Annotated in this window: 23 protein-coding genes; 12 read left to right on the top strand and 11 right to left on the bottom strand. The window is 70.6% G+C overall.

Features of this window, described 5'->3' with window-relative positions:
- Positions 1-128: 128 nt before the first annotated feature.
- Positions 129-1,046: a MurR/RpiR family transcriptional regulator gene (locus JOD54_RS08240; RefSeq protein ID WP_204456150.1), complete on the top strand. Its 918-nt coding sequence runs from the start codon at positions 129-131 to the stop codon at positions 1,044-1,046.
- Positions 1,047-1,089: 43 nt separating this feature from the next.
- On the top strand, positions 1,090-2,016 hold the full coding sequence (locus JOD54_RS08235; protein ID WP_204449953.1) for an N-acetylmuramic acid 6-phosphate etherase: 927 nt from the start codon (positions 1,090-1,092) through the stop codon (positions 2,014-2,016).
- Here the strand turns inward: JOD54_RS08235 and JOD54_RS08230 are convergent, their stop codons facing one another.
- From JOD54_RS08230 to JOD54_RS08220, 3 genes are all read right to left on the bottom strand, one after another.
- Complete coding sequence (locus JOD54_RS08230) at positions 2,017-2,745, bottom strand: Fic family protein (RefSeq protein WP_204449952.1); 729 nt, start codon at positions 2,743-2,745, stop codon at positions 2,017-2,019.
- Between the two features lie 32 nt (positions 2,746-2,777).
- Positions 2,778-4,169: a GGDEF domain-containing protein gene (locus JOD54_RS08225; RefSeq protein WP_204449951.1), complete on the bottom strand. Its 1,392-nt coding sequence runs from the start codon at positions 4,167-4,169 to the stop codon at positions 2,778-2,780.
- Between the two features lie 217 nt (positions 4,170-4,386).
- Positions 4,387-5,574: an MFS transporter gene (locus JOD54_RS08220; protein ID WP_204449950.1), complete on the bottom strand. Its 1,188-nt coding sequence runs from the start codon at positions 5,572-5,574 to the stop codon at positions 4,387-4,389.
- A 277-nt stretch (positions 5,575-5,851) separates the two neighbouring features.
- On the opposite strand from JOD54_RS08220, the gene acs reads away from it, so the two are divergent.
- Positions 5,852-7,828, top strand: coding sequence for an acetate--CoA ligase (gene acs, locus JOD54_RS08215; protein ID WP_204456149.1), 1,977 nt, complete (start codon positions 5,852-5,854; stop codon positions 7,826-7,828).
- Between the two features lie 26 nt (positions 7,829-7,854).
- On the opposite strand, the gene JOD54_RS08210 is transcribed toward acs, so the two are convergent.
- A complete protein-coding gene (locus tag JOD54_RS08210) occupies positions 7,855-8,592 on the bottom strand; it encodes a lysophospholipid acyltransferase family protein (protein WP_372440279.1) in 738 nt (245 codons plus the stop codon).
- 41 nt (positions 8,593-8,633) lie between these two features.
- Between JOD54_RS08210 and JOD54_RS08205 the strand changes: the two genes are divergently transcribed.
- The 4 genes from JOD54_RS08205 to JOD54_RS08190 all read left to right on the top strand — a co-directional run bounded on the left by JOD54_RS08205 (position 8,634) and on the right by JOD54_RS08190 (position 12,103).
- On the top strand, positions 8,634-9,356 hold the full coding sequence (locus tag JOD54_RS08205; protein ID WP_204449949.1) for a VIT1/CCC1 transporter family protein: 723 nt from the start codon (positions 8,634-8,636) through the stop codon (positions 9,354-9,356).
- Positions 9,357-9,436: 80 nt separating this feature from the next.
- Positions 9,437-10,666, top strand: a complete 1,230-nt coding sequence (gene nhaA, locus JOD54_RS08200; protein ID WP_204449948.1) for a Na+/H+ antiporter NhaA — start codon at positions 9,437-9,439, stop codon at positions 10,664-10,666.
- 14 nt (positions 10,667-10,680) lie between these two features.
- On the top strand, positions 10,681-11,166 hold the full coding sequence (locus tag JOD54_RS08195) for a phage holin family protein (RefSeq protein ID WP_204449947.1): 486 nt from the start codon (positions 10,681-10,683) through the stop codon (positions 11,164-11,166).
- A 7-nt stretch (positions 11,167-11,173) separates the two neighbouring features.
- Positions 11,174-12,103, top strand: a complete 930-nt coding sequence (locus JOD54_RS08190) for an alpha/beta fold hydrolase (RefSeq protein ID WP_204449946.1) — start codon at positions 11,174-11,176, stop codon at positions 12,101-12,103.
- Here JOD54_RS08190 and JOD54_RS08185 read toward each other — a convergent pair.
- Genes JOD54_RS08185 through nth form a run of 4 tightly spaced genes read right to left on the bottom strand, consistent with a single transcriptional unit; the run spans position 12,100 to position 15,279 of the window.
- A complete protein-coding gene (locus tag JOD54_RS08185) occupies positions 12,100-13,284 on the bottom strand; it encodes a MarP family serine protease (protein ID WP_204449945.1) in 1,185 nt (394 codons plus the stop codon). The two genes, JOD54_RS08190 and JOD54_RS08185, sit on opposite strands and share 4 nt — an antisense overlap.
- Positions 13,281-13,967: an NUDIX hydrolase gene (locus tag JOD54_RS08180; RefSeq protein WP_204449944.1), complete on the bottom strand. Its 687-nt coding sequence runs from the start codon at positions 13,965-13,967 to the stop codon at positions 13,281-13,283. The genes JOD54_RS08185 and JOD54_RS08180 overlap by 4 nt, the downstream gene beginning before the upstream one ends.
- A complete protein-coding gene (locus JOD54_RS08175) occupies positions 13,964-14,566 on the bottom strand; it encodes a TlpA disulfide reductase family protein (protein WP_204449943.1) in 603 nt (200 codons plus the stop codon). The genes JOD54_RS08180 and JOD54_RS08175 overlap by 4 nt, the downstream gene beginning before the upstream one ends.
- On the bottom strand, positions 14,563-15,279 hold the full coding sequence (gene nth, locus JOD54_RS08170; RefSeq protein WP_204456147.1) for an endonuclease III: 717 nt from the start codon (positions 15,277-15,279) through the stop codon (positions 14,563-14,565). The genes JOD54_RS08175 and nth overlap by 4 nt, the downstream gene beginning before the upstream one ends.
- 218 nt (positions 15,280-15,497) lie before the next feature.
- Between nth and JOD54_RS08165 the strand changes: the two genes are divergently transcribed.
- The 4 genes from JOD54_RS08165 (at position 15,498) to dnaN (ending at position 19,401) form a co-directional block, all read left to right on the top strand.
- Complete coding sequence (locus tag JOD54_RS08165; RefSeq protein ID WP_092779188.1) at positions 15,498-15,746, top strand: hypothetical protein; 249 nt, start codon at positions 15,498-15,500, stop codon at positions 15,744-15,746.
- Between the two features lie 165 nt (positions 15,747-15,911).
- Positions 15,912-16,586 (top strand): Crp/Fnr family transcriptional regulator, encoded by a 675-nt coding sequence (locus JOD54_RS08160; RefSeq protein ID WP_018683904.1) that lies wholly within the window; start codon positions 15,912-15,914, stop codon positions 16,584-16,586.
- A gap of 401 nt (positions 16,587-16,987) precedes the next feature.
- Positions 16,988-18,226 (top strand): MFS transporter, encoded by a 1,239-nt coding sequence (locus JOD54_RS08155; protein WP_204449942.1) that lies wholly within the window; start codon positions 16,988-16,990, stop codon positions 18,224-18,226.
- Between the two features lie 77 nt (positions 18,227-18,303).
- A complete protein-coding gene (gene dnaN / locus JOD54_RS08150; RefSeq protein ID WP_204449941.1) occupies positions 18,304-19,401 on the top strand; it encodes a DNA polymerase III subunit beta in 1,098 nt (365 codons plus the stop codon).
- 36 nt (positions 19,402-19,437) lie between these two features.
- On the opposite strand, the gene JOD54_RS08145 is transcribed toward dnaN, so the two are convergent.
- Both JOD54_RS08145 and JOD54_RS08140 read right to left on the bottom strand, forming a co-directional pair.
- On the bottom strand, positions 19,438-20,322 hold the full coding sequence (locus JOD54_RS08145) for a Gfo/Idh/MocA family protein (protein ID WP_204449940.1): 885 nt from the start codon (positions 20,320-20,322) through the stop codon (positions 19,438-19,440).
- Between the two features lie 46 nt (positions 20,323-20,368).
- Positions 20,369-21,157 carry an NUDIX hydrolase gene (locus JOD54_RS08140; protein WP_204456146.1) on the bottom strand — a complete coding sequence of 263 codons (789 nt, stop codon included), beginning with the start codon at positions 21,155-21,157 and terminating at the stop codon, positions 20,369-20,371.
- Positions 21,158-21,243: 86 nt separating this feature from the next.
- Between JOD54_RS08140 and JOD54_RS08135 the strand changes: the two genes are divergently transcribed.
- Complete coding sequence (locus tag JOD54_RS08135; RefSeq protein WP_204449939.1) at positions 21,244-22,035, top strand: MBL fold metallo-hydrolase; 792 nt, start codon at positions 21,244-21,246, stop codon at positions 22,033-22,035.
- A 43-nt stretch (positions 22,036-22,078) separates the two neighbouring features.
- Here the strand turns inward: JOD54_RS08135 and JOD54_RS08130 are convergent, their stop codons facing one another.
- A complete protein-coding gene (locus JOD54_RS08130) occupies positions 22,079-24,583 on the bottom strand; it encodes a transglycosylase domain-containing protein (protein ID WP_307859884.1) in 2,505 nt (834 codons plus the stop codon).
- Positions 24,584-24,677 lie beyond the last annotated feature (94 nt).

Below are 24,677 nucleotides of genomic sequence, written 5' to 3'. Positions count from 1 at the left end.
GTGAGCAAGCCCCCACCAGGGGCGACGACCGGTACGGACACATCCGGGTAGCGTTGCCGCCGGATGTCATGCACCGCCTTGTACTACCTCATAACTGTTAGTAAGTTTCCCACGTGAGTGCGAGTCAAATGACGCCAGAACACAGCGAGTCAAGCCCACTGGTCCGCATTCGCTCGCTCCTGCCCGGCCTAGCCCGTGCGGAGCAGCGGGTGGCCAAGGTCGTGCTCGACAGCCCGTCCACCGTGGCGCGGCGCAGCATCACCGAGGTCGCCGAGGCGGCGGGTACCAGCGAGACAACCGTGACCCGGTTCTGCAAGGCGATCGGCGTCGGGGGCTACCCCGAGCTGCGGATCGCCCTTGCCGCCGACACGGCTCGCACCGCCGCGCGCGCCGACCGGGACCTCGGCGGTGAGATCGCCCCCGACGACGACCTGAAGACCGTGGTCGGCAAGGTCACCTTCGCCGACGCCAGGGCCGTCGAGGAAACCGCCGAGCAACTCGACATCGACGTGCTCGCCAAGGTCGTCGAGGCGGTGGCCACCGCGGGCCGCACCGACGTCTACGGGGTGGGCGCGAGCGCGTTCGTCGCCGCCGACCTGCAGCAGAAGCTGCACCGGATCGGCCGGGTGAGCTTCGCCTGGAACGACACGCACATCATGCTGACCTCGGCCGCGGTGCTCGGCCCCGGCGACGTGGCGGTCGCCATCTCGCACACCGGCGCCACCGCCGACACCGTCGAGGCGCTGCGCACCGCGCGCGAGCACGGCGCGACCACGGTCGCGCTGACCAACTACCCCACGTCCCCGATCGCCGAGGTGGCCGACTTCGTGCTCACCACCGCGGCCAGGGAGACCACCTTCCGCTCCGGGGCGACGGCCAGCCGCATCGCGCAGCTGACGGTCGTGGACTGCCTGTTCATCGGGGTCGCCCAGCGCCACCTCGACCAGTCGATCCGGGCGCTGGACTCCACCCGCGACGCGGTCGGCACGCACCGGCTGGAGACCAGGCACGACGGGCGGCGCAAGCCGCGGGAGACCGGGAAATGAGACCGGGTGCGCGGGTGAACCGCTCCGGGGAGGGGGAACTGAGATGACCGTGCCACGACAGTCGGTCCACGTGGACTCCCCGACCGAGCGGCGCAACCCGCGCACCAAGGACATCGACCAGATGTGCACGCTCGAGATCCTGCGCACCATCAACTCCGAGGACCAACTGGTCCCCACGGCGGTCGCCGCCGCACTGCCGCAGTTGAGCAGGGCGGTCGACATGGCCACCGAAGCGCTACAAGGCGGTCACCGCGTGCACTACGTCGGCGCGGGCACGTCTGGCCGGTTGGCCACCCTTGACGCCGCCGAGCTGACCCCCACCTACAACGTGCCCGACGGCTGGTTCGTGGTCCACCACGCGGGCGGCCCCACCGCGCTGCGGGAAGCGGTTGAAGGCGCGGAGGACGACGAGCTCGCGGGTGCGGCCGAGATGCGCCGCGACTCCCGCCCCGGTGACTTCGTCCTCGGCCTAACTGCCTCCGGGCGCACGCCTTATGTGCTGGGCGCGCTCGCGGAGGCGCACGGGATCGGCGCTGCGACCGCGCTGGTGTCCAACAACCCCGATGCCGCTCGCGCACCCGGCATCGACCTGGTGATCTCCGTGGACACCGGCCCGGAAGCCATCTCCGGCTCGACCAGGATGAAGGCGGGCACCGCCCAGAAGATCCTGCTGACCACGTTCTCCACCGCGGTCATGGTCAAGATGGGCCGCACCTACTCCAACTTGATGGTCAGCATGCGCGCCACCAACGCCAAGCTGCGCGGCCGGAGCCTGCGGATCCTGCGCGAGGCGACGGGGTCCGGGCAGCAGGAGTGCACGGCGGCGCTGCTGGCCGCGCACGGCGACCTCAAGGTGGCCATGGTGCACCTGCTGTCCGGTGTGGACATCAGGGAAGCGGCGTGGGCGCTCACGGAGTCCAGCGGGCACGTCCGCCGGGCGCTGGGGCTCCTCGGCGCACACGTTTACTGATCAGCCCGCGGCGTCGGCGATCCCGGTCGCCTCGCGCGCCCCGGCCTCGATGGCCTCGCAGCTATAGACAATCCACTCGGTGACACCATCAGGGCCACCAGAGGCGAACGCGGCCGCCTTAGCGCGGTAGACCTCTGCCCGGCGGAGGAAAGCGACCTCTGGGACAGCGAGTCCCTTTTGGTCCAGCCCGGTGCTGATGAGCGTAAGGCGGGCTGCCGCGCGGGCGATCACACCATCTGCGGCGCCGAATGGCTTAAGAGCGAGTAGTTCACCGTGGACGATCGCGGCCAGAACAGGACCAGGCGCCTTAGAGCCACCGGCAACGAGTCCGGCGAGCAGGTCCAGCCTGCTCGTCACCCCAAGACCGGGGCGAGGCCTACCCAAGTGGTCACTGTGGACCAGATCCGCGGCAGCGAGAACGTGCAACTTGGCCAACGCCTGCATCGGGGCCCGCTCCCAGGTCGGCAGCAACGGCCCTAGCGCTTCAGCGACTCGTAGTGCGCCCGCCAACACCGGGTCGGTCACCCCACCGTCCTCGGGGATGTCGGCAGGACCACCGTCCAGTACGGCCGAAGCCCGGGCGGCGCGAACAGAGGCCTCAGCAGCCGTAGTGGGCCAGCCGCGCCGGTTCGCGGGGTGCCGGTGCACCTCGGCGACCGCGTTCCTGGCCCGCTCAACAGCGTCGGAGACACCGGGCAGGTCCAGCAGCGGGGCCAACGGATCGGTCACCCCACCGACACTACCGGCGGGTTCACCGGCCGCTAGCTCGGGTCCAGCGTCCGTTCCCGGTTCGTGCGCGGGCCGGGCAGCGGCACCGACGGCGAGACCCGGATCTGGTTGCGGCCGCCGTCCTTCGCCTTCGCCAGGGCCTGGTCGGCGTACTCCTGCAGTGTGGCCAGATCCGTCCCGTGCTCAGGGGATAACGCGATACCGCCGGAGATGGTGAACTCACCGACCAACTCTGTGCGCCCACCGGCAGCCTTGGTCAGCTCCACGGTCATCGCCTCCACCGCACCTCTTATACGCTCCGCGATCGCCCACGCGTCGGCCCTAGAGGTGCTCGGTAAGAGCACGGAGAACTCTTCGCCGCCCCAACGGCACACAAGGTCGTCGCGGCGGACGCTGGAGCGTAAGACCCCCGCGAGCGCCTTAAGAACCTCGTTGGCGCCTAAATGGCCCAACCGGGAGTTGACCTGTTTGAACCGGTCCAAGTCGAACATCATCACCGCGGTGGGACGGCGCCTGGCCTGGTCCGCCACCAGCGCCAGCGCAGCAGCCGGGTTGAACCCGCGCTGGTTGGCCAAGCCCGTCAACGGGTCGTGCAGCGCGTCGACCTCCAGCCGGTCGCGCTCCACTTCCAACTGCTCGATGCGCTGCGTGTGCCGGGTGTAGCCGACCACGACGACCGATAACGCCGCCAGCAGCAGGCCATAGGCGACACCGGCGCCCCATGCCGCGATCAGGCCGAGGCACAGCGTGATCGCCAGGTCGGCGTTCTCCTTGCGGTTGCCCAGGATCGACACCCACGACCAGTCGCCGCGCAGTCCCCGCGCGATCCCGATCACGACCGTCTGCGCCAGGTAGTACACCCCGAACGCGCCCGCGACGGTGATCGTGGCCAGCAGCACCTGGTTCGGCTCGACCGCCGCACCGCGCACCCAGTTGTGCAGCGGGGTCGCGGTGGCCAGCGCCTGGGCGGCCAAAGCGGACGACGTGATGGCGAAGGTCGTGAACACGTAGCGTCCGGGGGGTTTCCTGGCGATGAAGTACCGGCGCACCCGGATGATCAGCACGAGCACCACGACGAGCGGGATCGGCAGCACCAGCGCGCCCGCCGCCGTCCATACCCCCGTGTGGTCGATGTGCTCACCCGCCAGATGCGCGGCCCTGCGTCGTTCTTCCGCCGGTCGGGTTGCCTCCATGTGCAGTATCGCGAACGCGGTGAGCAGCGCGAACAGCCGCAGGGAAAGGGAATCCGGCCATCCGGCCGACACCGCACCGACCACCGCCCATGCGAAGATCGTCACCTCGGTGGCCACGATCCACGCGAAACCGGAGGTCGTCGTGTGGGCGAGGAGGTCGAGGCCCCTTATCCGGTTCGGTAGGGGGATGCCGGACAAGCGGGAGCCCCGGGGACTTGTCAGACTGGGCATTGTCCCCCTTTGCGACAGACGGGACACTGGACGTGCCCCGCGGCGGGCGGGGTACGGGTGGTCCCCCAGGACCCGAGAGGGAGGTATGACCGTGCGGAACCGCGAGTACTGAGCCCGGCGGTGCGGGCGATGGCCCCCACCTCGGTCCGAGTCGATCCAGCAGTCCCAACCGTCGAGGAGGAAGCCGCGATGCGCAACCGCGAGTACTGATCCTGGTTCATGCCACCGCCTCCCTCGGTACCGCGGCCCTCCCCTGGTGCCAGACGAAGCCCGCTATCGCGCAGCCTATGGTCCCGACCACACCGGCCAGCGCGATGGTCAGCGAAGCGGAACCGAGAGCTTCGGCGAGCAGGCCACCGACCAGCACCGACAGGCCCTGCCCTGCACGCAGGCCGGTTCGGACCATGCCGGTGGCGCGCCCGGTGATCGCGTCCGGGAGCATTTCGACGTAGGCCGACTTGGCGAGGATCTGGTAAGCGGCGCCGAGTCCGGAGATCCCCAGCAGCAGCGCGGCGAGCACCGGGTGCGGGCGAGCCGCGAAGAACACCAGCGCACCCAGGCAGACCAGTGCCAGCGGGGCGATCAGCGCGTGCTGCGAGTCCCGCGGTCTGCCGGACCGGCAGAAGACGTAAGCACCGACGACGAGGCCGAGCGGGTCAGCGGCGAGCAGCAACCCCACCGTCCAGATGGGGGCGCCGAGTTCGTGCACCAGAGGCACGATCAACCCGTGCGGCAGCACCGTCAGCGCGGCTAAGAGCGAGAGAGCCACCACCGCGCGCCTACGGCGATCCGGGAGCAGTACACCGTCCCCGGCGACGGCGGCGGTCCTGGCGGCGGGCCGGGGCCGCAGCCCGAACCGCAGCAGCGCGGCCGACGCCACGAACGTCGCCGCATCGATGATGAGCGCGGGCGTGGTGCCGAGCAGACCCACTACGGCGGCGGCGCCCGCGAGTCCGGCGAGTTGACCGACTTCGCGCAGCGTGGTCAACCGCGCCTGCCCGGCGGCCAGGTGCTCGTTGCCGAGGAGTACGCGGGCGTGTGCGGTTTGCGCTGCCTTGAAGGGCGCCTGCGCGGCGGCCTCCAACGCGACGCACACGGCGACGAGCCAGATCGGGGCGCCCGGGATGGCCATGACGGCGACCAGCAGCGCCTGGCTGAGCGCGGCGGCGGCCATGACTTCGCGGCGCGGGAAGCGGTCGGCGAGCCCGGACAGCAGCGGCCCGGCGACGATGTCGGGCAGGAACGTCAGCGCGTAGGTGAGCGCGGTGAGCGCCGCGGACGAGGTGCGCTGGTAGACCAGGACCGAGATGGCGACCCTGGCGAGCTGATCACCGGCGACCGACTGCGCCTCGGCGACCCACAGGGCGCGGAACTCCGGTCCCGCCAGCGGTGAGCGCCCACCCATCGTCCCCCCACCCGACATCGACTTCCTCGCGCCTGCTCGGCCATCTCCTGTCCGGATCACCGCCGACCACGGTACGTCCCCACCAGGCTACTTTCCGCAGAATCGGAAGAGGACAGCCGAACGGAGCAGATACCCACCGATCGGACGAACTCCGAGCAGGGCCCTACTGGTCTATACCTATGCGGTGTCGGACTGTCGGGCGGGCGCCAGGAGCACTAGATTCCTCTCGACAACCGGCCGCGCCAGCCGCCAGGAGATCACCGAGGAGGTCAGGTCCATGACCGAGCAGTCCGGTCAGCAACCGACGCTGGACAACCTGTCGACCGAGAGCAGGGTGTTCGCCCCGGCGGAGGAGTTCAGCGCGGCGGCCAACGTCGGAGCGGCCGCCTACGAGCGGGGTAGTGCCGACCGCGAGGCGTTCTGGGCCGAGCAGGCCGAGCGGCTGACCTGGGACACCCGCTGGGAGCGGGTGCTGGACTGGGACGACGCGCCGTTCGCCAAGTGGTTCGTCGGCGGCAAGCTCAACGTCGCGGCCAACTGTGTCGATCGTCACGTCGAGGCGGGCCTCGGTGACCGGGTCGCGATCCACTGGGTCGGCGAGCCCGGCGACAGCCGGACGATCACCTACGCCGACCTGCTGCGCGAGGTCAGCAAGACCGCCAACGCGCTGAGCGAGCTCGGCCTGCGCGCGGGCGACCGGGTGGCCATCCAGATGCCGATGATCCCCGAGGCGATCTACTCGATGCTGGCCTGCGCCCGGCTCGGCCTGGTGCACAGCGTGGTGTTCGGCGGGTTCTCCTCGACCGCGCTGCGCACCCGCATCGACGACGCCCAGGCGCGGCTGCTGATCACCTCAGACGGGCAGTACCGGCGCGGCGCACCGGCCCCGATGAAGGACAACACCGACGAGGCCACCGCGCACACGCCCTCCATCGAGCACGTGCTCGTGGTCAGGCGCACCGGCGGCGAGGTCGGCTGGACCGAGGGCCGCGACGTGTGGTGGCACAAGCTGGTCGATCGCCAGCCGGAGACGCACGCGGCCGAGGCCTTCGACGCCGAGCACCCGCTGTTCATCCTCTACACCAGCGGGACGACCGGTAATCCCAAGGGGATCCTGCACACCTCGGGCGGCTACCTCACCCAGGCCTCCTACACCCACCACGCCGTCTTCGACCTCAAGCCGGAGACCGACGTCTACTGGTGCACCGCCGACATCGGCTGGATCACCGGGCACTCGTACATCGTCTACGGGCCGCTGTCCAACGCGGTGACCCAGGTGGTCTACGAGGGCACGCCCAACACCCCGCACGAAGGTCGACACTGGGAGATCATCCAGGAGCACCGGGTGTCGATCTACTACACGGCGCCCACGCTCATCCGGACGTTCATGAAGTGGGGCGCCGACATCCCGGCCCGCTACGACCTGTCGAGCCTGCGGGTGCTCGGCAGCGTCGGCGAGCCGATCAACCCCGAGGCGTGGATCTGGTACCGGGAGAACATCGGCGCCAATCGCACCCCGATCGTGGACACCTGGTGGCAGACCGAGACCGGCGCCATCATGATCAGCCCGCTGCCCGGCGTGACGCACACCAAGCCGGGGTCGGCGCAGCGGCCGCTGCCGGGCATCTCGGCGAAGGTCGTCGACGACCAGGGCCGGGAGGTGGCGCACGGCGGTGGCGGCTACCTGGTGCTCGACCAGCCGTGGCCGTCGATGCTGCGCGGCATCTGGGGCGACGACGAGCGCTACCGCGACACCTACTGGTCGCGCTTCGCCGACCTGGGCTTCTACTTCGCCGGTGACGGCGCGAAGTACGACGCGGACGGCGACATCTGGCTGCTCGGCCGGGTGGACGACGTGATGAACGTCTCCGGGCACCGGATCTCCACCACCGAGGTCGAGTCGGCGCTGGTGTCGCACCCGACGGTGGCCGAGGCGGCGGTGGTCGGCGCGAGCGACGCGACCACCGGCCAGGGCATCGTGGCGTTCGTGATCCTGCGCGGCTCGGCGAAGGCGGCCGACGACACGGTGAAGACGCTGCGCGACCACGTGGCCAGCGAGATCGGCCCGATCGCCAAGCCGAGGCAGGTCCTGATCGTCAACGAGCTGCCCAAGACCCGCAGCGGCAAGATCATGCGCCGACTGCTGCGCGACGTGGCGGAGAACCGGGCGATCGGTGACACCACCACGCTCGCGGACTCGACGGTGATGGACCTGATCAGCAGCGGGTTGAAGACCAACACCTCTGAGGACTAACGCATACGAGGCGCCCTCTTACCCGGTCACCGGGTAGGGGGCGCCTCGTCGCGCAGTGTGGCCAGAAGCTCGGCAATGGCGTTCATGATGCGCTTCATGGCCTCCTCAATGGACTCGCGGTCGGTACCGTTCAGATCGGACAAGTCCACCGGGTCACCCGCGACGATGTCGATCGTCTTGCGTGGCAAGAGCTTGGGGAACTTGGCCGTGGCGGGCAAGAGCTTGTGCGTGCCCCAGTTCACCACCGGGATCACCGGGGCGCCGGTCTCCAGCGCTACCCGCGCGACGCCGTTCTTCACGCGCTTGGACGGCCAGTGGTCCTGGTCGTCGGAAAACCCCGCTTCGGGGAAGAACATCACGCACTCACCGCCCTCGATCGCTTTGACCGCACCGAGGTAGGCGTGCCGCGCCTGGGCGGTGTTGCGCTCGACCGGGATGTGCCCGCCGCCCGCGAGGACCTTGCCGACGACCGGGATCTTCCACAGGCTGGCCTTCGCCAGGTAGCGCGGGATGCGGCCCGCGGCCAAGGAGAACGCGGTCACCGTCACCGGGTCGGCGAAGGACAGGTGGTTGGACGCCAGCACGACGCCACCGGACTTCGGCAGCTTCTCCGCGCCGCGGAACCGCAGCCGGGTGAACACCGCGAGCAACGGCCAGATCAGATCGATCGCCAGGCTGAACCAGAACCCCCGGCCGCGGCGGGGTACCCGGAACATCAACGCGACAGCACGCCAGGTCGGCATGGGCTTGCCCGAGTCAGGCATCGCAACACTCCCTCTCACCACATCGAGAGGAGAATGCCCTAGTGGATACCGACGAACGCGTCCCGCACGAGGGTGAGCCGCACCACAACGGACTGGCCGGGCGGCTGAACTGGCTGCGTGCCGGGGTGCTCGGCGCCAACGACGGCATCATCTCGACCGCGGGGCTCGTGGTGGGCGTCGCCGGGGCCACCGCGGAGCGCACCGCGATCCTGGCCGCCGGGGTGGCGGGTCTGGCGGCGGGCGCGTTATCGATGGCGGGCGGCGAGTACGTGTCTGTGAGCACACAGCGCGACACGGAACTGGCAGCGCTGCGCAAGGAGGAGCGCGAACTGCTCGAGATGCCAGAGGCCGAGGAGCGCGAGCTAGCCGACATCTACCAGCAGAAGGGCCTCTCCCCCGAGTTGGCAGCGCAGGTCGCGCACGAGCTGACCGAGAAGGACCCGCTGCACGCGCACGCAGAGGCCGAGTTGCAGATAGACCCGGACAACCTCACCAACCCGTGGCAGGCCGCGTGGGCATCGTTCCTGTCGTTCGCAGTGGGTGCTCTTATCCCCCTCGTCGCGATCGCGCTGCCACCCGTAGGTGCTCGCGTCGGCACTTGCATGGCGGCGGTGATCGTCGGCCTGGTGCTGACCGGCTACATAAGTGCGCGGCTTGGAGGAGCCCAGGCCCGCCGGGCCGTGACACGCAATGTCGTCGTAGGCGTGTTGGCGATGGTGGTGACCTACTACGTCGGAGTGCTCTTCGGCGTGACGGTGGGATAGGACCAGGCAGGTTAGGCTTGGCGTTAGGTGCGCCGGGAAGTCTGGTCGGCAAGACGATCAGCCATGCCTAGGAGCAGCCCTTGTCGCACCGCCGCCGCCCATCCGCCCCCAAGGTGCTCACCGAGTTCGCCCGCTACCTGCGGACCGAGACCGTCGGCGGGATGGTCCTACTAGGCGCTGCCGCGCTCGCCTTGGTGCTGGCGAACTCGCCGCTGTCCGATTTCTACACCGGTGTTCGGGACACCGTGATCGGTCCACACCTCCTGCACCTGGACCTGACCGTTGGCGAGTGGGCCAAGGACGGGCTGCTGGCGATCTTCTTCTTCGTCGCGGGCTTGGAGCTCAAGCGCGAACTGGTGCTTGGCGAGTTGTCCGACTTCAAGTCGGCCCTGCTGCCGGTGATCGCGGCGGTCGGCGGCATGGTCGTGCCCGCCTTGGTCGCCTTGTCGGTCGCGTGGGGCGATCCGCGCGCAGAGGCGGTGTGGGCGGTACCTGTGGCGACGGACATCGCCTTCGCGCTGGGCGTGCTGGCGCTGACAGGCTCCGGGATGCCCAGCAGTGCGCGGGTGTTCCTCCTCAGTCTTGCCGTGGTGGACGACCTGGGTGCGATCTTGCTCATCGCGATCCTGTTCACCAGCTCGTTCAACCTGGTCGCGGCGGGCGTGGCGGCGGTCCTCCTCGCCGGGTACTGGTACCTCCAACGCCGCCGGGTCACCTCGGCTTGGCTCTATGTGCCGCTCGCGGTCGCCGTGTGGGTCGCGGTGCATTCCTCTGGGGTGCACGCGACCGTCGCGGGGGTCGCGCTGGCGTTGCTGACCCGGGTCCGGAAAGACCCCTATGAGAAGGAAGCCCCCGCGCTCCGCTTGGAACACCGCCTCCAGCCGTGGTCCGCGGCCGTCGCCGTGCCCGTGTTCGCGCTGTTCGCGGCCGGGGTCCCCGTTGGGGCCGATGCGCTCGGCAAGCTCACCAGCGACCGCCTGGTCTTGGCGGTCCTCGCGGGCCTCGTGGTGGGCAAGTTCGTCGGCATCACCGGGGCCGCCCTGCTCGCGGTACGCCTCAAAGTGGCGGCCCTGCCCGCCGACCTCGGCAAACGCGATCTGGCGGCGGTGGCGATGCTGGGGGGCGTCGGGTTCACGGTCAGCCTGCTCATCGCCGAGTTGTCCCTCAGCGGCGCGGACGCCGAACTGGCCAAGGCGGGGGTGCTGATCGCGTCCATGGTGGCCTCGCTGGTGGCAGCGGCGCTGCTCATCGGACGTGGCCGGGCGCACCGGCGAAACGCGGCGGGGGACCGCCCGCCCGGCCCCCCGTGACCGGGCATGGCACGATGACGCAGGTGACCAGCGCGCACGGAAAAGCAGACGGTTCGGGGCTGCCGCAAGTCCCCTCGATCCCCCTCGCTGACGACCGCGCCATCGCGGCGGGTGGCGAGCAGTCCATCGGCCACTTGGTCAAGGACGCCACCGCCCACCTGTCGACCCTGGTGCGGGCCGAGGTGGAGCTGGCCAAGTCCGAGGTCACCAAGGAGGTGAAGAAGGGGATCAAGGGCAGCGTCTTCTTCATCATCGCGCTGACCGTGCTGCTCTACAGCTCCTTCTTCCTGTTCTTCGCGCTGGCCGAGATGGTCGCCGACTTCGGCGTGCTGCGCTCGATCGCCTTCGGCGGCGTGTTCCTGCTGATGCTGGCCGTGTCATTCCTGTTCACGCTGCTGGGCATGCGCAAGCTCAAGTCGCTGCGGGCGCCGGAGCGCACGATCTCCACCGTCAAGGACACCGCGGCCGCGTTGACCCACCGCGGCGACACCAAGTCCTGAGCGACCCGTGCCCGCCCGCCCGGACCCGTCGAGCGTCCGCATCGATGGCCCGTGGGCGCACCGCGACGTCTACGCGAACGGCATCCGGCTGCACGTGGCCGAGACCGGTGAGGGTCCGCTCGTGCTGCTGCTGCACGGGTTCGGCGGCTTCTGGTGGTCTTGGCGCCACCAGCTGACCGCGCTGGGCGATGCCGGATTCCGAGCCGTCGCCGTCGATCTGCGCGGCTATGGCGACTCGGACAAGCCGCCGCGCGGCTACGACGCCTGGACGTTGGCCGGTGACGTCGCCGGGTTGGTGAAGTCCCTTGGCGAGCCGAAGGCGCACCTGGTCGGGCATGACTGGGGTGGTCTCCTGGCCTGGACAGTCGCTGCACTGCACCCGCGCGTTGTGCAGTCGTTGGCGACGTTCTCTGCCCCGCACCCTCTTGCCCTAAGAGGACAGATCCGCCGGACTGCTCTGCGCAGGAGCCCACGAAATCAAGCCCGCGCGCTAAGACACCTGTTCACTGCCCAGCTCCCCATGCTGCCCGAGCGGCGCCTCACCAACGACGGCGCTGCCCTGATCGAAGACCGGCTGCGCTCCTGGTCGGGCAAGTACTGGGCCGAGCTACCCGAAGCCGCGCAGCGCTACCGGACCGCGATGCTGGTTCCTGGTACCGCGCACAGCTCGCTCGAGTACCTCCGTTGGGCTGTGCGCTCGCAGGTGCGCGGCGAGGGACGCCGGTTCACAGAGGCGCTAGGCCGCAAGATCGAGGCCCCCGTCCTGCAGCTCTATGGCGCCGACGACCCCTGCGTGCTGCCACGCACCCGTGGTACCTCCGCGCCCTGGATCGGTGGCGCTACCGAGGCGCACGAGCTCCCCATGGTTGGGCACTTCCCCCACGAAGAGGCCCCGGAGGCGACCAACGCGCTCCTAACCGCCTTCGTGAAGGGCTAGTTGGAGCAGCGACCGGTGCCCACGGGCTCCCGCAGCGACGGCGCCTGATCGACCTCGGCGCGCACCTCAGCCGCGGTCAAGGCGTACCCGGTTTCCGAGTTGTCCACCGCCGCACCGAACACGACGCCGATGACCTCGCCGTTCGGGTTGACCACAGGGCCACCGGAGTTGCCGCTCAGCACCTTGGCGCGCAGCGTGAACACGTCCCGTGTGACCGTGTTGGCGTCGTAGATGTCCGGACCGCGCAGTGGGAGACGATCCCGGATGCGCGCAGCCGCGGCGGTGTAAGGCCCGTCGAGCGGGTAGCCGAGCACGATGCCGTCTTGGCCACTAGAGGCGTCATCCGGTGCGAACGGCAAGACATCGGCCTTAAGCGCGGGCACGCTCAAGATGGCCAAGTCGGTGGCGGGGTCGTAGTGCACCACGGTGGCCCGCAGTGTCCGATCGCCCGCCTCCACGCTCACCTCGTCCGTGCCCGCGACCACGTGCGCGTTCGTCATCACCCGCTGCGGGGCGACCACGAACCCGCTGCCCTCCAGCGCCCGCTCGCAGGACGGGGCCTTCGCGTTGATCTTCAGCACGCTCGGCCGCACCCGCTGCACCACCGCGCTGGCCTGCAAGGCCGGGTCGGGCGGGTCGACCTCCTTGTTCGGCGTCCGGTCGAAGGGGTCGACCGCGGCCGGGAACCCGGAGACGTCCAGCAGCTGCCGCAGCTCGTTGGGCAACCCGCGCGCGGCCTGCGGCATCACGTCGTTGACGCCGCCGAGCACCGCGGAGTTGTTGATCGCCGACGCCAGGCCGGGCAACCCGCCGACGGTGGTCAGCGGCAGCGCGATCAACCACGCCACGACGAACACGACCACGCCCTGCACGACGGCGCCGAGCGCGCTGTCCACCCCGGCCAGCTTGGGCGAGGAGATCTTCTGCCGGATCGTCCGGCCGATCCACACGCCGAAGGTCTCGCCGAGGGCCACCAGCAGCACGAACACCGCCACCGCGAAGGCCACCCTGGTCGGCGTCGAGTCGATCTGCTCGACCACCAGCGGCGCCAGCTTGATCCCGGCGATCGCGCCGATCAGCACCCCGATGAACGCGGGCAGCGCGGTCACCACGCCCTGGCGCGCCCCGGACACCGCGGCCAGCACGGCGAGCGCGATCACCAGCACATCCACCCAGTTCACGACCGGACCCCCGAACCGACCCCGCGCCACGCCTGGGCCAGGTCGCGCACGTCACCGGTGTCCCAAGGCCGCTCCCAGCCGCCCACGGCCAGCAGCATGGTCAACAACCCGGCGGTGAAACCCCAGATCAGCATGCCGGGGGCGGCGAAGGCAGGGCCGGTGTAGCCGCTCGGGTGCGACACCCGGAACCGGTTCGCCGGATCGGCCAGGTGCGCGACCGGGATCCGGGCCACGGCCTGCGTCTCGGCCGCGTCGACCGCGCGCACCGGACTCGGCCGCTCCCAGTGCGCCAGCACCGGCGCCACGTCGAACCCGGACACGGGGACGTGCAGCCTCGGCAGCAACGCCACCGGTCGGACACCGGTCGGGTCCAAGCCGGTCTCCTCGACCGCCTCCCGCACCGCGGTGTCCACCGGTCCGGCGTCACCTGGCTCGGCACCACCACCGGGGAAGGCCACCTGGCCGGAGTGGTTGCCGCCGGTGTCGGCGCGCAGCTGGAAGAGCAGGTCGGGGCCGTCCTCGGTCTCGCCGAGCAGCATCAGCACCGCGGCGTCGCGCGAGCCAGGCCCCGGCGCGGCGAACCGGCGCCACAGCCCCAGGTCCAGGTTCTCGGTCGCGGCGACGACGGGGCCGAGCCAGTCCGGCAGCCCCGCCGGGTCCACCAGCGGTCCATGCGTGCTCATCGGCCCCCTCCGACCTGGCTGACGTGGCTCTCCACGGCCGAGCGGACCTCCTCGACCGACCGGAACAGCCGTGGCTGCGTGATCAGCGTGGCGGTGCCGTCCGCGGCGACCAGGTACGAGGCTGGGAGGGCGTCCGGCACCCGCAGCCCCCGTTGAACTTGACCATCACGGTCTAGCAGGTTCGGGAACCGCACGCCGAGTGCGGTCAGCAGCTGCAGCGCGTCCTTGTCCGGGCTCTGCACCGCGACCCCGACGACCTCGACCGCGCCGGGGCTCGCCGCGTACTCAGCGAGCAGCGGGAGCTCGTCGCGGCACGGCATGCACCAGGTCGCCCACACGTTGACCAGGACGGGTCGACCCCCGAGGACGTTGCCCGCGCTGACCCGGGTTCCGTCGGCGAGGCACTCGGCGCCTGCGTCGGCCAGGCCGGGGACACCGGAGCCGGTCGGGCAGGGCTGCAGGGCGGCGGCCGTGCGTTCGGCGGTGAGGTCCGGCCCCGGCTGGGCCGGGGCCGGGTCCGACCCGCGCGGCCACAACGCCACCGCCCCGGCGACCACGAGGATCACCGCTACCAGCACCCACCTCGCGGTCGTGGTCACCCGGTCGATTTCCCGGGCTTGTAGCCGTCGCGGGTCTTCTCCGCAAGCGTGATCAGGTGCGGTGCCTCGACGCCCTTGACCAGCTTCGCGGCCTGCTCCGGCTCAGTGGGTCCATCGCCGAAGGAGGGGCAGTCGCGGTAGAGCAGGCAGGCACCGCAGGCGGGCTTGCGGGCGTGGCAGACGCGGCGGCCGTGGAAGATCACCCAGTGCGAGAGCATCGTCCAGTCCTTGCGCGGGACCAGAGCGCCGATCGCGTGCTCGACCTTGACCGGGTCTTCCTCCTCCGTCCACCCCCAGCGCCGCACAAGCCTGCCGAAGTGGGTGTCCACAGTGATCCCCGGCACGCCGAACGCGTTGCCCAGGATCACATTCGCGGTCTTGCGGCCGATGCCTGGGAGCTTCACGAGCTCCTCGAGCTTCCCGGGCACCTCACCGCCGTGGTTCTCGACCAGCGCGGCGCCAAGACCGATAAGAGAGCTCGTCTTGTTGCGGTAGAAGCCCGTCGGCCGGATGAACTCCTCCAGCTCTAGGCGGTCGGCGGAGGCGTAGTCGGCGGCCGTCCGGTACTTCGCGAAGAGGGCGGGCGTGGTCAGGTTGACCCGGACGTCCGTGCACTGCGCGGACAGGATCGTGGCCACGGCCAGTTCCAGCGGGGTGGTGAAGTCCAACTCGCAGTGCGCGTCCGGGTAGCCCTCCGCGAGCGCGCGGGTCATCCTGCGCACCCGCCTGGTCAGGCCCAGGTCGCGCCCGGTCTCCTCGGCTGCTGGCTGGGGCGGGCGTCGGGTCGTCGGCGGCACCTCGCTAGCCTACGGGCCGTCGGACAACCCCAAGTGCGCCCCGGACGTCAACCAGGGTGACACGGCACCGGGACCGGAGGCGGGACCCGGGGTCGGCGAGGCGGTAGCGGCTACGGAGCGAGGATCGACGAGACATGGCTGTCTGGTTCGTGTTCGCGGTACCTTTAGTGATCATGTTCTTCGCGCTGTTCATGGAGCGCGTGGAAGCCCGGCTGCGGCACGTCGCGGTCCAGGAGACCGACGTCGAGGAGTTCCTCGAGTCGGCGCGGCCGGACGAGGTGCGGGCGCTCTACGGGCACGGCATCGGCCGGGCGCTGGAGCTGTTCCGGCTGCGCAGGCTCGGTGGCCGGGCCGCCAAGCGCGGTCGCCGGGGCGGGGCCTAAGCGCTAAGGTCATGCGGCTGGGTGCGTGAGCAGGCACGTCGCGGGTGGTCTTAGCGCCGCCGAGGCGGCGAGCCGACGGGAGATCCCCGGGGCACGCCCTACACTGTGTGTCGTGATCGACGTCGCGGGAATGCGCTGACGTCGGGTGGAAACAGGAGGACCGAGGTGGATGAGACCCTGGCCCGCGCGGGCATCTTCCAAGGGGTCGAGCCGGCCGCGGCCGAAGCGCTCGCTCAAACGCTGGAAGCCGTGGAGTTCCCGCGGGGGCACGTGATCTTCGCCGAGGGCGAACCGGGCGACCGGCTCTACATCATCCAGTCCGGCAAGGTGAAGCTCGGCCGCAAGAGCCCGGACGGCAGGGAGAACCTGCTCGGCATCTTCGGCCCGTCCGACATGTTCGGCGAGCTGTCGATCTTCGACCCGGGCCCGCGCACGTCCACCGCGACCACGGTCACCGAGGTCCGCGCGGTCACCATGGACCGGCCCGCGCTGCGGCAGTGGATCGCGACCCGCCCGGAGATCGCCGAGCAGCTGCTGCGGGTGATCGCCCGCCGGTTGCGGCGCACCAACGGCATGCTGGCCGACCTGATCTTCACCGACGTGCCGGGCCGGGTCGCCAAGGCGCTGCTGCAGCTGGCCCAGCGGTTCGGCAGCCAGGAGGCCGGGCTGCTGCGGGTCACCCACGACCTCACCCAGGAGGAGATCGCGCAGTACGTCGGCGCCTCCCGGGAGACCGTCAACAAGGCGCTCGCCGACTTCGCCCACCGCGGCTGGCTGCGGCTGGAGGGCAAGAGCGTGCTGATCCTCGACCCCGAGCGCCTGGCGCGCCGCGCGCGGTAGAGCGTGAGATACGAGAAGGCCCGGTCCCCCGCGGACCGGGCCTTCTCGCGTTCCTCGGCGAGAGGCCGGGCGCCGCCCCCGACGCGGCGCACCGACCTCCCGCTGTTCGCGTGAACCATCCCCCGACGGCTCACGCTCCCCGCCCCTCCGGCCCAGGCCCCGACCCGTTACCGGAGGGAACTCGTGGTGGGGGTACCCACTCGGGAAACCATCGCACGGTTGCCCACCCCAACCTCAAGTGGTTTCACCCTCAAGGACTCACCTCGTCCCGGTCGCGTTGCCTCGGTTCACGGAGAATCCGCGTCACTGTTACGCAACCGAGATGTACCCCGATCCGGGGTGGCGGAAACCACCGGGGAAATTACTGGTACGGGCGTACCGGAAAATGCATACTGGTACGCATGTCCCACTCCGCCGGTCTCGCCGACTACCGCGCTGCCCTCACCACCCCGGGCGCCCGGGGGCCCGCGCTCGCCTCGGTGCTGGGCAGGCTCCCGGTGGCCATGGTGGGTTTCTCGATGCTGCTCTACATCCGCGAGACCACCGGCTCCTACGCCACCGCGAGCCTCGTGTCGGCGGGCACCCTGGTCGGGCTGGCCATCGGGTCGGTCGGCCAGGGCCGGATCATGGACCGGGTCGGCGCCGCCATCCCGCTGCTGATCACCACGGCCCTCTTTGGCGTGTTCGTCGGGCTGACGATCGTGGCGACCGAGTCAGGCGCGCCTACCGCACTGCTGGTCGCGCTAGGCGTCTTCGTCGGCACTACGGAACCGGTGGTGGCCTCCGCTTCGCGCACGATGTGGACGCGGGTCACCCCAGTAGGACCGGTCCGCGACGCCGCGCTGGCCTACGAGGCGATCAGCATGGAGGTCTTCTTCATCCTCGGACCCGCCATCTCCGGCCTGCTCATCGCACTGCCGTGGCCGGGAACGGGACTCGCGGCCGCCGCGCTGTGCATGATCCTGGGCAGCGTTTGGTTCGCGATGACGCACACCATCCGCACGCACCGCCCGGAACCCGTCGAGCACTCCTCCGGCCTGCTCGGACCACTGGCCTACCCCGGCATGCGCACCCTCGCGATCGCCGCCATGGGCTTCGGCGCGGTGATCGGGTTCGTGGAGGTCGCGGTCCCCGCGGCGGCGACCGCGGCGGGGAACACCCCGGCGGGCGGGCTGCTGCTGGGGCTGCTGTCGATCAGCTCGGTGCTCTTCGGCGTGGTCTACGGCATCCGGCCGTGGCCGCGGGCGCTGAACCTGCGGCTGTCGGCGCTGCTCGCCGCGTTCGCCGTGCTGGTGGCCGTGCTGGCGATCCCGACCACCCTGGTGTGGCTGGCGGTGGCGTTGCTGCTGGTCGGCACCATGGTCACCCCGCAGGCCACCACCCACTCGGCGGCGATCGACCTGGTCGCGCCGCCGAGCGCGGCCACCGAGGCGTTCGGCTGGATCATCACCGCGGTCACCCTCGGCCTGGCGCTGGGGCAACTGGTCAGCGGGCAACTGGTCGAGCACGTGGGCATCTGGGCGTCGTACCTGGTGGCGACGGGGGTCGGGCTGGCGTTCGCCGCCGTGGTCTACGCCCGCCGGGCCACGGTCACCGCGGCGGCCGCGCCGAACCCGCACGCCGTCCCCGCCATGGCCTGACCTGGGCCTGCTCGGGGCCTGCCCGGGCCTGTGGACAACTTCCGCCGCCTGTCGGTCCGCGCCGCTACCTTCACCGCATGGACCTCACCGCCCCCACCGGAGCGCTCGCCGCGGCAGCCGCGGACCTCGTGCGCCTCGTCCCCGGCAAGCTCATCGACCCCGTCCTCAGCGGCGTCCTGCTGACGGCGACGGCGGCCGGGGTCGAACTGGCCGCGAGCGACCGGGAGCGCACTGCACGGGTGGCCTGCTCGGCGCTCGTGCACACCGACGGCCAGGTCCTGGTGCCCGCGAAACCGCTGGCTGAGACGCTGCGGGCGCTGACGGCCCCGGAGGTCCGGCTGGTGGTGGAGGGCAACCGGCTGGCGATCCGCGCCGAAGGTGCCCGCTTCGCGCTGCCCCTGCTCGACCACGCACTGCACCCCGGCGTCACCCAGGTCACCGGCCCCGGCGGCGTGGTGTCCGGCGCGGCCCTGGCGACCGCCCTGTCCACGGTCGCCAGCACAGCCGCCCGCGACGAGGCCCTGCCGGTGTTCACCGGGGTCCGGTTGCGGTCCGAGGCCGACCGGTTGGTCCTGCGCGCCACCGACCGCTACCGCATGGCGATCGCCAGCCTGCCGTGGGCGGCCGACGGCGACATCGACGTGATGGTCCCGGCGACACTGCTGGTCGAGGTGGCCAAACAGGTGTCCGGTGTGGACCGGGTGCGACTGCTGGTCGCCCCCAACCAGTTCGCCGCCACCTGGGGCCAAACCCTGGTGACCACCGCCGTCCTGGACGGTTCCTACCTCAGCGAAACCAAACTCGCCCTGTCCGATGTGGACACCAAGGTGACCGTCGACGCCGACGCCCTGGCCGCCGCCACCCGCCGAGTCGCCCTCTACAGCGACGCCCGAGGCGTGGTGAGGCTTGAGGTGGGCGACGCCGAAGTCCGCCTCAGGGCCACCGACCAGAACGCGGGCGAAGCGGAGGAGTCAGTCAAAGCAACCCCCACCGGCGGCCGCACCAGCCCGTCGTACCAATCGCGCTACCTGGTGGACGCCCTCCGCCCGTTCGCCGGTCGACAGGTGGAGCTGGCGATCCAGCCGGGCATGCGCGCCACCGTGGTGACAGCGGTGGAGGCGGAGGAGGTGGAGCTGCGCTACATCCTCATGCCCATGCTCCCGCCCAAGGCATAGCGAGCGGCGCTCCGGGCAGGCCAGCTTGTTGTGGGCTCAGTCGGTGGTTAGGCGGAGGGCTTTGTCGAGGATGCGTTGGATGTGGACGCCTCGGGTGGCGTCTACTCGGTGGGTGGGGTTGGGGGTGGCGGTGAGGGGGATGAACTCGTCCAGGAGGCGGGTGTAGGCGTCTTGGGCTGGGGTCGCTCGGCCGGAGAGTTCCAGGTAGCCGAGGTCGTTGACGCCGTAGGTGGCGAGGTCGGTGACTGTGGGGCGGGTGGGGAGGGCCATCGACAGGGTGGCTGTGCTGGTTTGGCCGCCTGCGTGCCGCAGGAGCAGGTGCCAGATGTCCGGGTCGCCCTTGTGGGCGGTGAGGACGTCGGTGACGGGGCCCAGGGCGGCGTCGAGCAGGTCGACCACGTGGGGGCCGATGTCGGCGAGGGCGCCGCCCGTGTGGCGCCAGGCCGAGCCGGAGTAGGCACCGCCGAGGAGGGCGCCGGAGAGCCAGCGGGCGCTGGCACCGGCCCAGCCGTCGCGGGCGTGGATCTCGGCCAGCCACTGCTCGACCTCCGGCGCGAACCGGCGGATGAACACCACGATCGAGGCCACCCCAGCCTGCCCGATCGCCGCCGCCACGCGTTCGGCACCGGCGAGGTCGCTGGCGATCGGCTTCTCCAGGATCACGTGCTTGCCAGCCTCGGCGGCCTGGACCGCCAACTCCTCCTGCACGCCGGGCGGCACCGCGAACGCCACCGCGTCCACCCGCTCGAGCAGCTCCGTGAAGTCCGCGACCACCGGCGCGCCCAGCTCCGCGGCCGCCTCCGGCCGCCGGGCCCACACCGCCGTCAGCTCAACCCCGGGGTGCGCCGCCAACCCCGGGCCGTGGACCGCCTTCGCCCACGGTCCCGCTCCGACCAACCCGACCCGCAGCACACCGCTCATGCGCCCATCCTGGGCCACTGCACCCGGGCGGCACAGCCCCGGCCCCTCAGGCGGTGGTGAGGACCACCCGGAGCTTGCCGCCGTCGCGGATGATCTCCGGCGTGGTCTTGACGATCACGCGGGACTCGGCCATGGCGGCGGCCACGGAACCCGCTTCGTCGAGTTCGGCCAAGGTCATCCAGGTGGGGGGCAGCAGCGCCCGGTTCCCCGCTTTCCAGTCGGCCATGGCGGTGGCCGGGGTCTGCCAGATCGCGTCGTCGGCCTCGGAGGTGGCGCCGTCGGCCTGCTGACCGGTCGGCACCGCGGCGAGGAAGAACCGGGTGTCGTACCGCCGGGGTTCCGGCACCGGGGTGACCCAGTTGGACCACGGGCGCAGCAGGTCCGCGCGCAGCACGAGGTCGTTGTCCGCCAGGAACTCGCCGAACGAGTACTCCCGGTCGACCAGGGCCTGGCGGGCGGCGTGGAACGGGCGGGTGTCTGAGACGACGCTGCTGCCGTCGGGGCCAGCGAGCAGGACGCCGGACTCCTCGAAGGTCTCGCGGACCGCCGCGCAGACGAGCGCCCTGGCGAGGGACTCGTCGCAGCGGAAGCGGGCGGCCCACCAGGACGGGGGCTCGCCGTGCCAGCGGATGGTCGCGTCGGCGTCGCGCTTGTCCACGCCGCCGCCGGGGAAGACGGTCATGCCGCCCGCGAAGGCCATGCCCATGACGCGGCGCAGGAGGAAGACCTCGAGGCCGGTCGCGCCGTCGCGGACGAGCATCACGGTGGCGGCGTCTCGTGCGACAGCGGGCGGATCGGGTACCTCCGGCGGGGCGAACCCCTCCGGCAGGACCATCTCGTCAGGCAACTCGGGCACGGTGCGACCTTAACCGGGGTTACTGTCGCGTTGGCCGAACAGCCCTCCACCCGAACGGAGTGTCGATGTCCCACCCCGCCTACGGTGTTCCGCGCCAGGTGACGCCGTTCGCGAGCGTCGTGCTCGAGGACAACCCGGGTCCGATGACGCTGGACGGCACCAACACGTGGGTGTTGCGGGCGCCGGGCTCGACCGGCTCGGTCGTCGTCGACCCTGGCGAGGAGGACCTCCCCCACCTGGAGCGCGTGCTGGCCGAGGCCGGGGAGATCGAATCCATCCTGATCACCCACCACCACGCCGACCACGTCGGCGGCGCGACCTGGCTGGCGGAGAAAGCGGGCGCGCCCGTGCGCGCGTTCGACCCGGCCCTGTGCCGCGGCGAGGGGCCCTTGCGCGACGGCGACATCCTCCAACTCGCCGGGCTGGACCTGGAAATCCTCCACACCCCCGGCCACTCAGCCGACTCGATCTGCATCGCCATAGACCACGCGGGCAGCTCCGCGGTGCTCACCGGAGACACCATCCTCGGCAGAGGCACCACCGTCATCGCACCGCCCGACGGTGAACTGGGCTCTTACCTCGATGCCCTTAAGACCCTCGCAACGCACAAGCCAGGCGCGGCGGTACTTCCAGGGCACGGCCCAGATCTGCCCGATCTGGCCGCTGTCGCCCAGGAGTACCTCGCGCATAGAGAGCAGCGGTTGGACCAGATCCGGCGCGCCCTGGCACAGCTAGGCCCCTCAGCGACACCACGCCAGATCGTCGAGGTCGTCTACGCCGACGTCGACCAGGCTCTATGGGCGCCTGCCGAGTGGTCGGTCCGCGCGCAGTTGGAATACCTACGCCGCCAGCCCTGAACAAGAGACCGCCGGGCCACTACGGGCCCGGCGGTCTCTTCAGCTAGGGGATCGGCGGGATGATCGTGAAGGTCGGATCACCGGGCCTACCACCGTTACCCGGTCTGCCTGGGTTGCCGCCCCCGCCGCCGTTGCCCGGCCCTGGGATGTCCGTCGTGCCCGGGGGCGGCGGGATCGACGGGTCGGTGGTGCGCGGCGGCGGCACGTACCCGGTGCTGACCTGCAGCGTGATCGTCTCCCCGATCAACGCGGCGCCGCGCGGCGACTGGCCGACGATGGTGCCCTTCTTGCGGGCGTCGTTGCGGTCCTTGACCACGACCTTGTACCCCGCGTCGGTCAGGATCCGGCTGCCCTCCTCCACGCTGAGGTTGAGCACCTCGGGGACCTTGATCTCCGGGCCGCCGTCGACGTAGCGCGGGTCGATCTGGGGCAGTTCCGCGCGCGGGACGCCCTCCATGTAGCGCTTCATCATCGCGAACCAGGTGCGCGCGGGCACCTTGCCGCCGTAGATGTTGCCGCCGGTGCCGCACAACCGCGGCGGGTCGTAGTCGCAGATGCCCTGCGGCTTGGGGCTGTCGTTGAAGGTCAGCACCGCCGCGGCGTACTGCGGGGTGGCGCCGACGAACCCGGCGGACTTGTGCTCCTGGGTGGTGCCGGTCTTGCCCATCATCGGCCGGTCCCAGCCCACCGCCTGCGCGGCGCCGCGCGAGGTACCGGCGGGGTGGGTGTCGTCCTTGGACAGCCCGGTGACCAGCGTGTTGGCCAGTGGTTCGGCGACGGCCTGCTCGCACGGCTGCTCGTTGACGTCGACCTTCTTGCCGTTGCGGTCGAGCACCTCGACCAGCGGCGACGGCGGGCACCACACGCCGCCGCTGACCAGGGTCGCCGCGACGTTGGCCAGTTCGAGGGTGCTCACCGGGCCGGGGCCGAGGGTGAACGACGCCTTGCCCGCGCTGTTGCCGCTGGGCTTGAAGAAGTCGCTCTGGCTGAGCCGGTACTCCGCCTCGGTGCGGCCGGGGTCCGGGTCGACGCCGCCCATGCTCGACGCCATGGTCTCGCGCAGGCCGAGCCTGCTGGCCATGTCGACGACCGGGCCCATCCCGATCCGCTCCTCCAGCTGCACGAACGCGGTGTTCGGCGAGGTGGCGAGCGCGTCGGTGAGCAGCATCTTGTCGCCGTAGTTGCCCGCGTTCTTCAGGCAGTACAACCGGGTGTCGCCGTCGTTGGGCGCCGGGGTGCGCGGGCAGGTCTTGCCGCCGCCGGTGAAGACGTTGGAGGTGAAGGTGTCCGGCACGTCCACCATGTTGTTGATGCCGCCGCCCTTCTCCAGGTAGGCCGCGGCGGTGAAGATCTTGAAGATGGAGCCCGCGCCGAACTTGTTGGCGATCCGGCTCGGCAGGCCGTAGGTGGTCTGGCCCGCGCCGGGGTCGAGGCCGTAGTCGCGGTTGGCGACCAGCGCGAGGACCTGGTGGCGTTCCTTGCCGGGGGCCACGACGGCCATGGTGTTCGCGATACCGGGCTGGGTCTTGGGCACCTCGGCCTCGACGGCTTCCTTGGCCAGCTGAGTGGCCTTCGCGTCGAAGCTCGTCTTGATGGTGTAGCCGCCGGACTTGAGCTGGTCGTCGGTGAACCCGAGCTTGCCGAGGTAGTCGACGACGTAAGAGCAGTAGAACCCGTACAGCGGGCCCGCTCCGACGCAGTTCGCGGCGGGCTTCTTGGGCGTGGGCAGGATGCCGAGCGGCTCCTTCCTCGCCGCGGCGGCCGCGTCGGCGGACAACTTCTGGTTCTCGACCATCTTGTCGATCACGAAGTTGCGCCGCTGCAACGACTCGGCTGGCTTGCGCCACGGGTTGTAGAGCACGGGGTTGTTCACCGCGCCCGCCAGCAGCGCCGCCTGGGCGACGGTGAGCTTGTCCGGGGTGGTGCCGAAGTACGCGCTGGCGGCGGCACCGATGCCGTAGACCTCGTAGGCGAACTCGACCACGTTGAGGTAGCCGGTGAGGATCTCTTCCTTGCTCATCTTCTGCTCGAGCTGGATGGCGATCCGCGCCTCGCGCAGCTTGCGCGCGACGGTCTGCTCCTGGGCCTTGGACTGCTCGGTCTTGTTGTCCCGGTTGACCACGTTGATCAGGTAGTTCTTGACGTACTGCTGGGTCAGCGTCGAGGCGCCCTGCACGTCACCGCCGGACTGGTTGGAGATCGCGGCGCGGATGGTGCCCTTCCAGTCGACGCCGTGGTGCTCGTAGAACCGGCGGTCCTCCACCGAGATCAGCGCGGCCTTCATCGTCGGCGAGATCTGCTCGGCGGTGACCGGGATCCGGTACTGGTCATAGAGCGAGGCGATCGGGGCACCGGCGCTGTCGGTGATCGTGGTGATCAGCGGCTGCGGCGTGGACACCAGGTCGGCCGAAACGCTGTCGATGGTGTCGCTCGCCCGGTTCGAGGCCACGCCGAGGGCACCCACGATCGGGAACATCATCCCGGCGACGAGCACCCCCGCGAGCAGGCAGAGACCGAGCAGTTTCAGCAGGCTGTCTCCCACACGCACGGGACCCAGCGTACGCGTGACCCGGTCGGACCACCGGCAGACCGTCACGCGACGTGCCGTTCGGACGACACCACCTGGCGTATTGACTTTCTGT

The sequence above is a fragment of the Actinokineospora baliensis genome, assembly GCF_016907695.1.
Taxonomy (GTDB): domain Bacteria; phylum Actinomycetota; class Actinomycetes; order Mycobacteriales; family Pseudonocardiaceae; genus Actinokineospora; species Actinokineospora baliensis.
This window is presented reverse-complemented; position numbering and strand designations above follow the sequence as displayed.

Excerpts from the sequence above, each read along its gene's own strand:
- JOD54_RS08240 (WP_204456150.1), top strand. The coding sequence starts at position 129 with ATGACGCCAGAACACAGCGAGTCAAGCCCACTGGTCCGCATTCGCTCG.
- JOD54_RS08235 (WP_204449953.1), top strand. The coding sequence starts at position 1,090 with ATGACCGTGCCACGACAGTCGGTCCACGTGGACTCCCCGACCGAGCGG.
- JOD54_RS08225 (WP_204449951.1), bottom strand. The coding sequence starts at position 4,169 with ATGCCCAGTCTGACAAGTCCCCGGGGCTCCCGCTTGTCCGGCATCCCC.
- JOD54_RS08220 (WP_204449950.1), bottom strand. The coding sequence starts at position 5,574 with ATGGGTGGGCGCTCACCGCTGGCGGGACCGGAGTTCCGCGCCCTGTGG.
- acs (WP_204456149.1), top strand. The coding sequence starts at position 5,852 with ATGACCGAGCAGTCCGGTCAGCAACCGACGCTGGACAACCTGTCGACC.
- JOD54_RS08210 (WP_372440279.1), bottom strand. The coding sequence starts at position 8,592 with ATGCCTGACTCGGGCAAGCCCATGCCGACCTGGCGTGCTGTCGCGTTG.
- JOD54_RS08195 (WP_204449947.1), top strand. The coding sequence starts at position 10,681 with ATGACGCAGGTGACCAGCGCGCACGGAAAAGCAGACGGTTCGGGGCTG.
- JOD54_RS08180 (WP_204449944.1), bottom strand. The coding sequence starts at position 13,967 with ATGAGCACGCATGGACCGCTGGTGGACCCGGCGGGGCTGCCGGACTGG.
- nth (WP_204456147.1), bottom strand. The coding sequence starts at position 15,279 with ATGACCCGCGCGCTCGCGGAGGGCTACCCGGACGCGCACTGCGAGTTG.
- JOD54_RS08165 (WP_092779188.1), top strand. The coding sequence starts at position 15,498 with ATGGCTGTCTGGTTCGTGTTCGCGGTACCTTTAGTGATCATGTTCTTC.
- JOD54_RS08155 (WP_204449942.1), top strand. The coding sequence starts at position 16,988 with ATGTCCCACTCCGCCGGTCTCGCCGACTACCGCGCTGCCCTCACCACC.
- dnaN (WP_204449941.1), top strand. The coding sequence starts at position 18,304 with ATGGACCTCACCGCCCCCACCGGAGCGCTCGCCGCGGCAGCCGCGGAC.
- JOD54_RS08145 (WP_204449940.1), bottom strand. The coding sequence starts at position 20,322 with ATGAGCGGTGTGCTGCGGGTCGGGTTGGTCGGAGCGGGACCGTGGGCG.
- JOD54_RS08140 (WP_204456146.1), bottom strand. The coding sequence starts at position 21,157 with ATGGTCCTGCCGGAGGGGTTCGCCCCGCCGGAGGTACCCGATCCGCCC.
- JOD54_RS08135 (WP_204449939.1), top strand. The coding sequence starts at position 21,244 with ATGTCCCACCCCGCCTACGGTGTTCCGCGCCAGGTGACGCCGTTCGCG.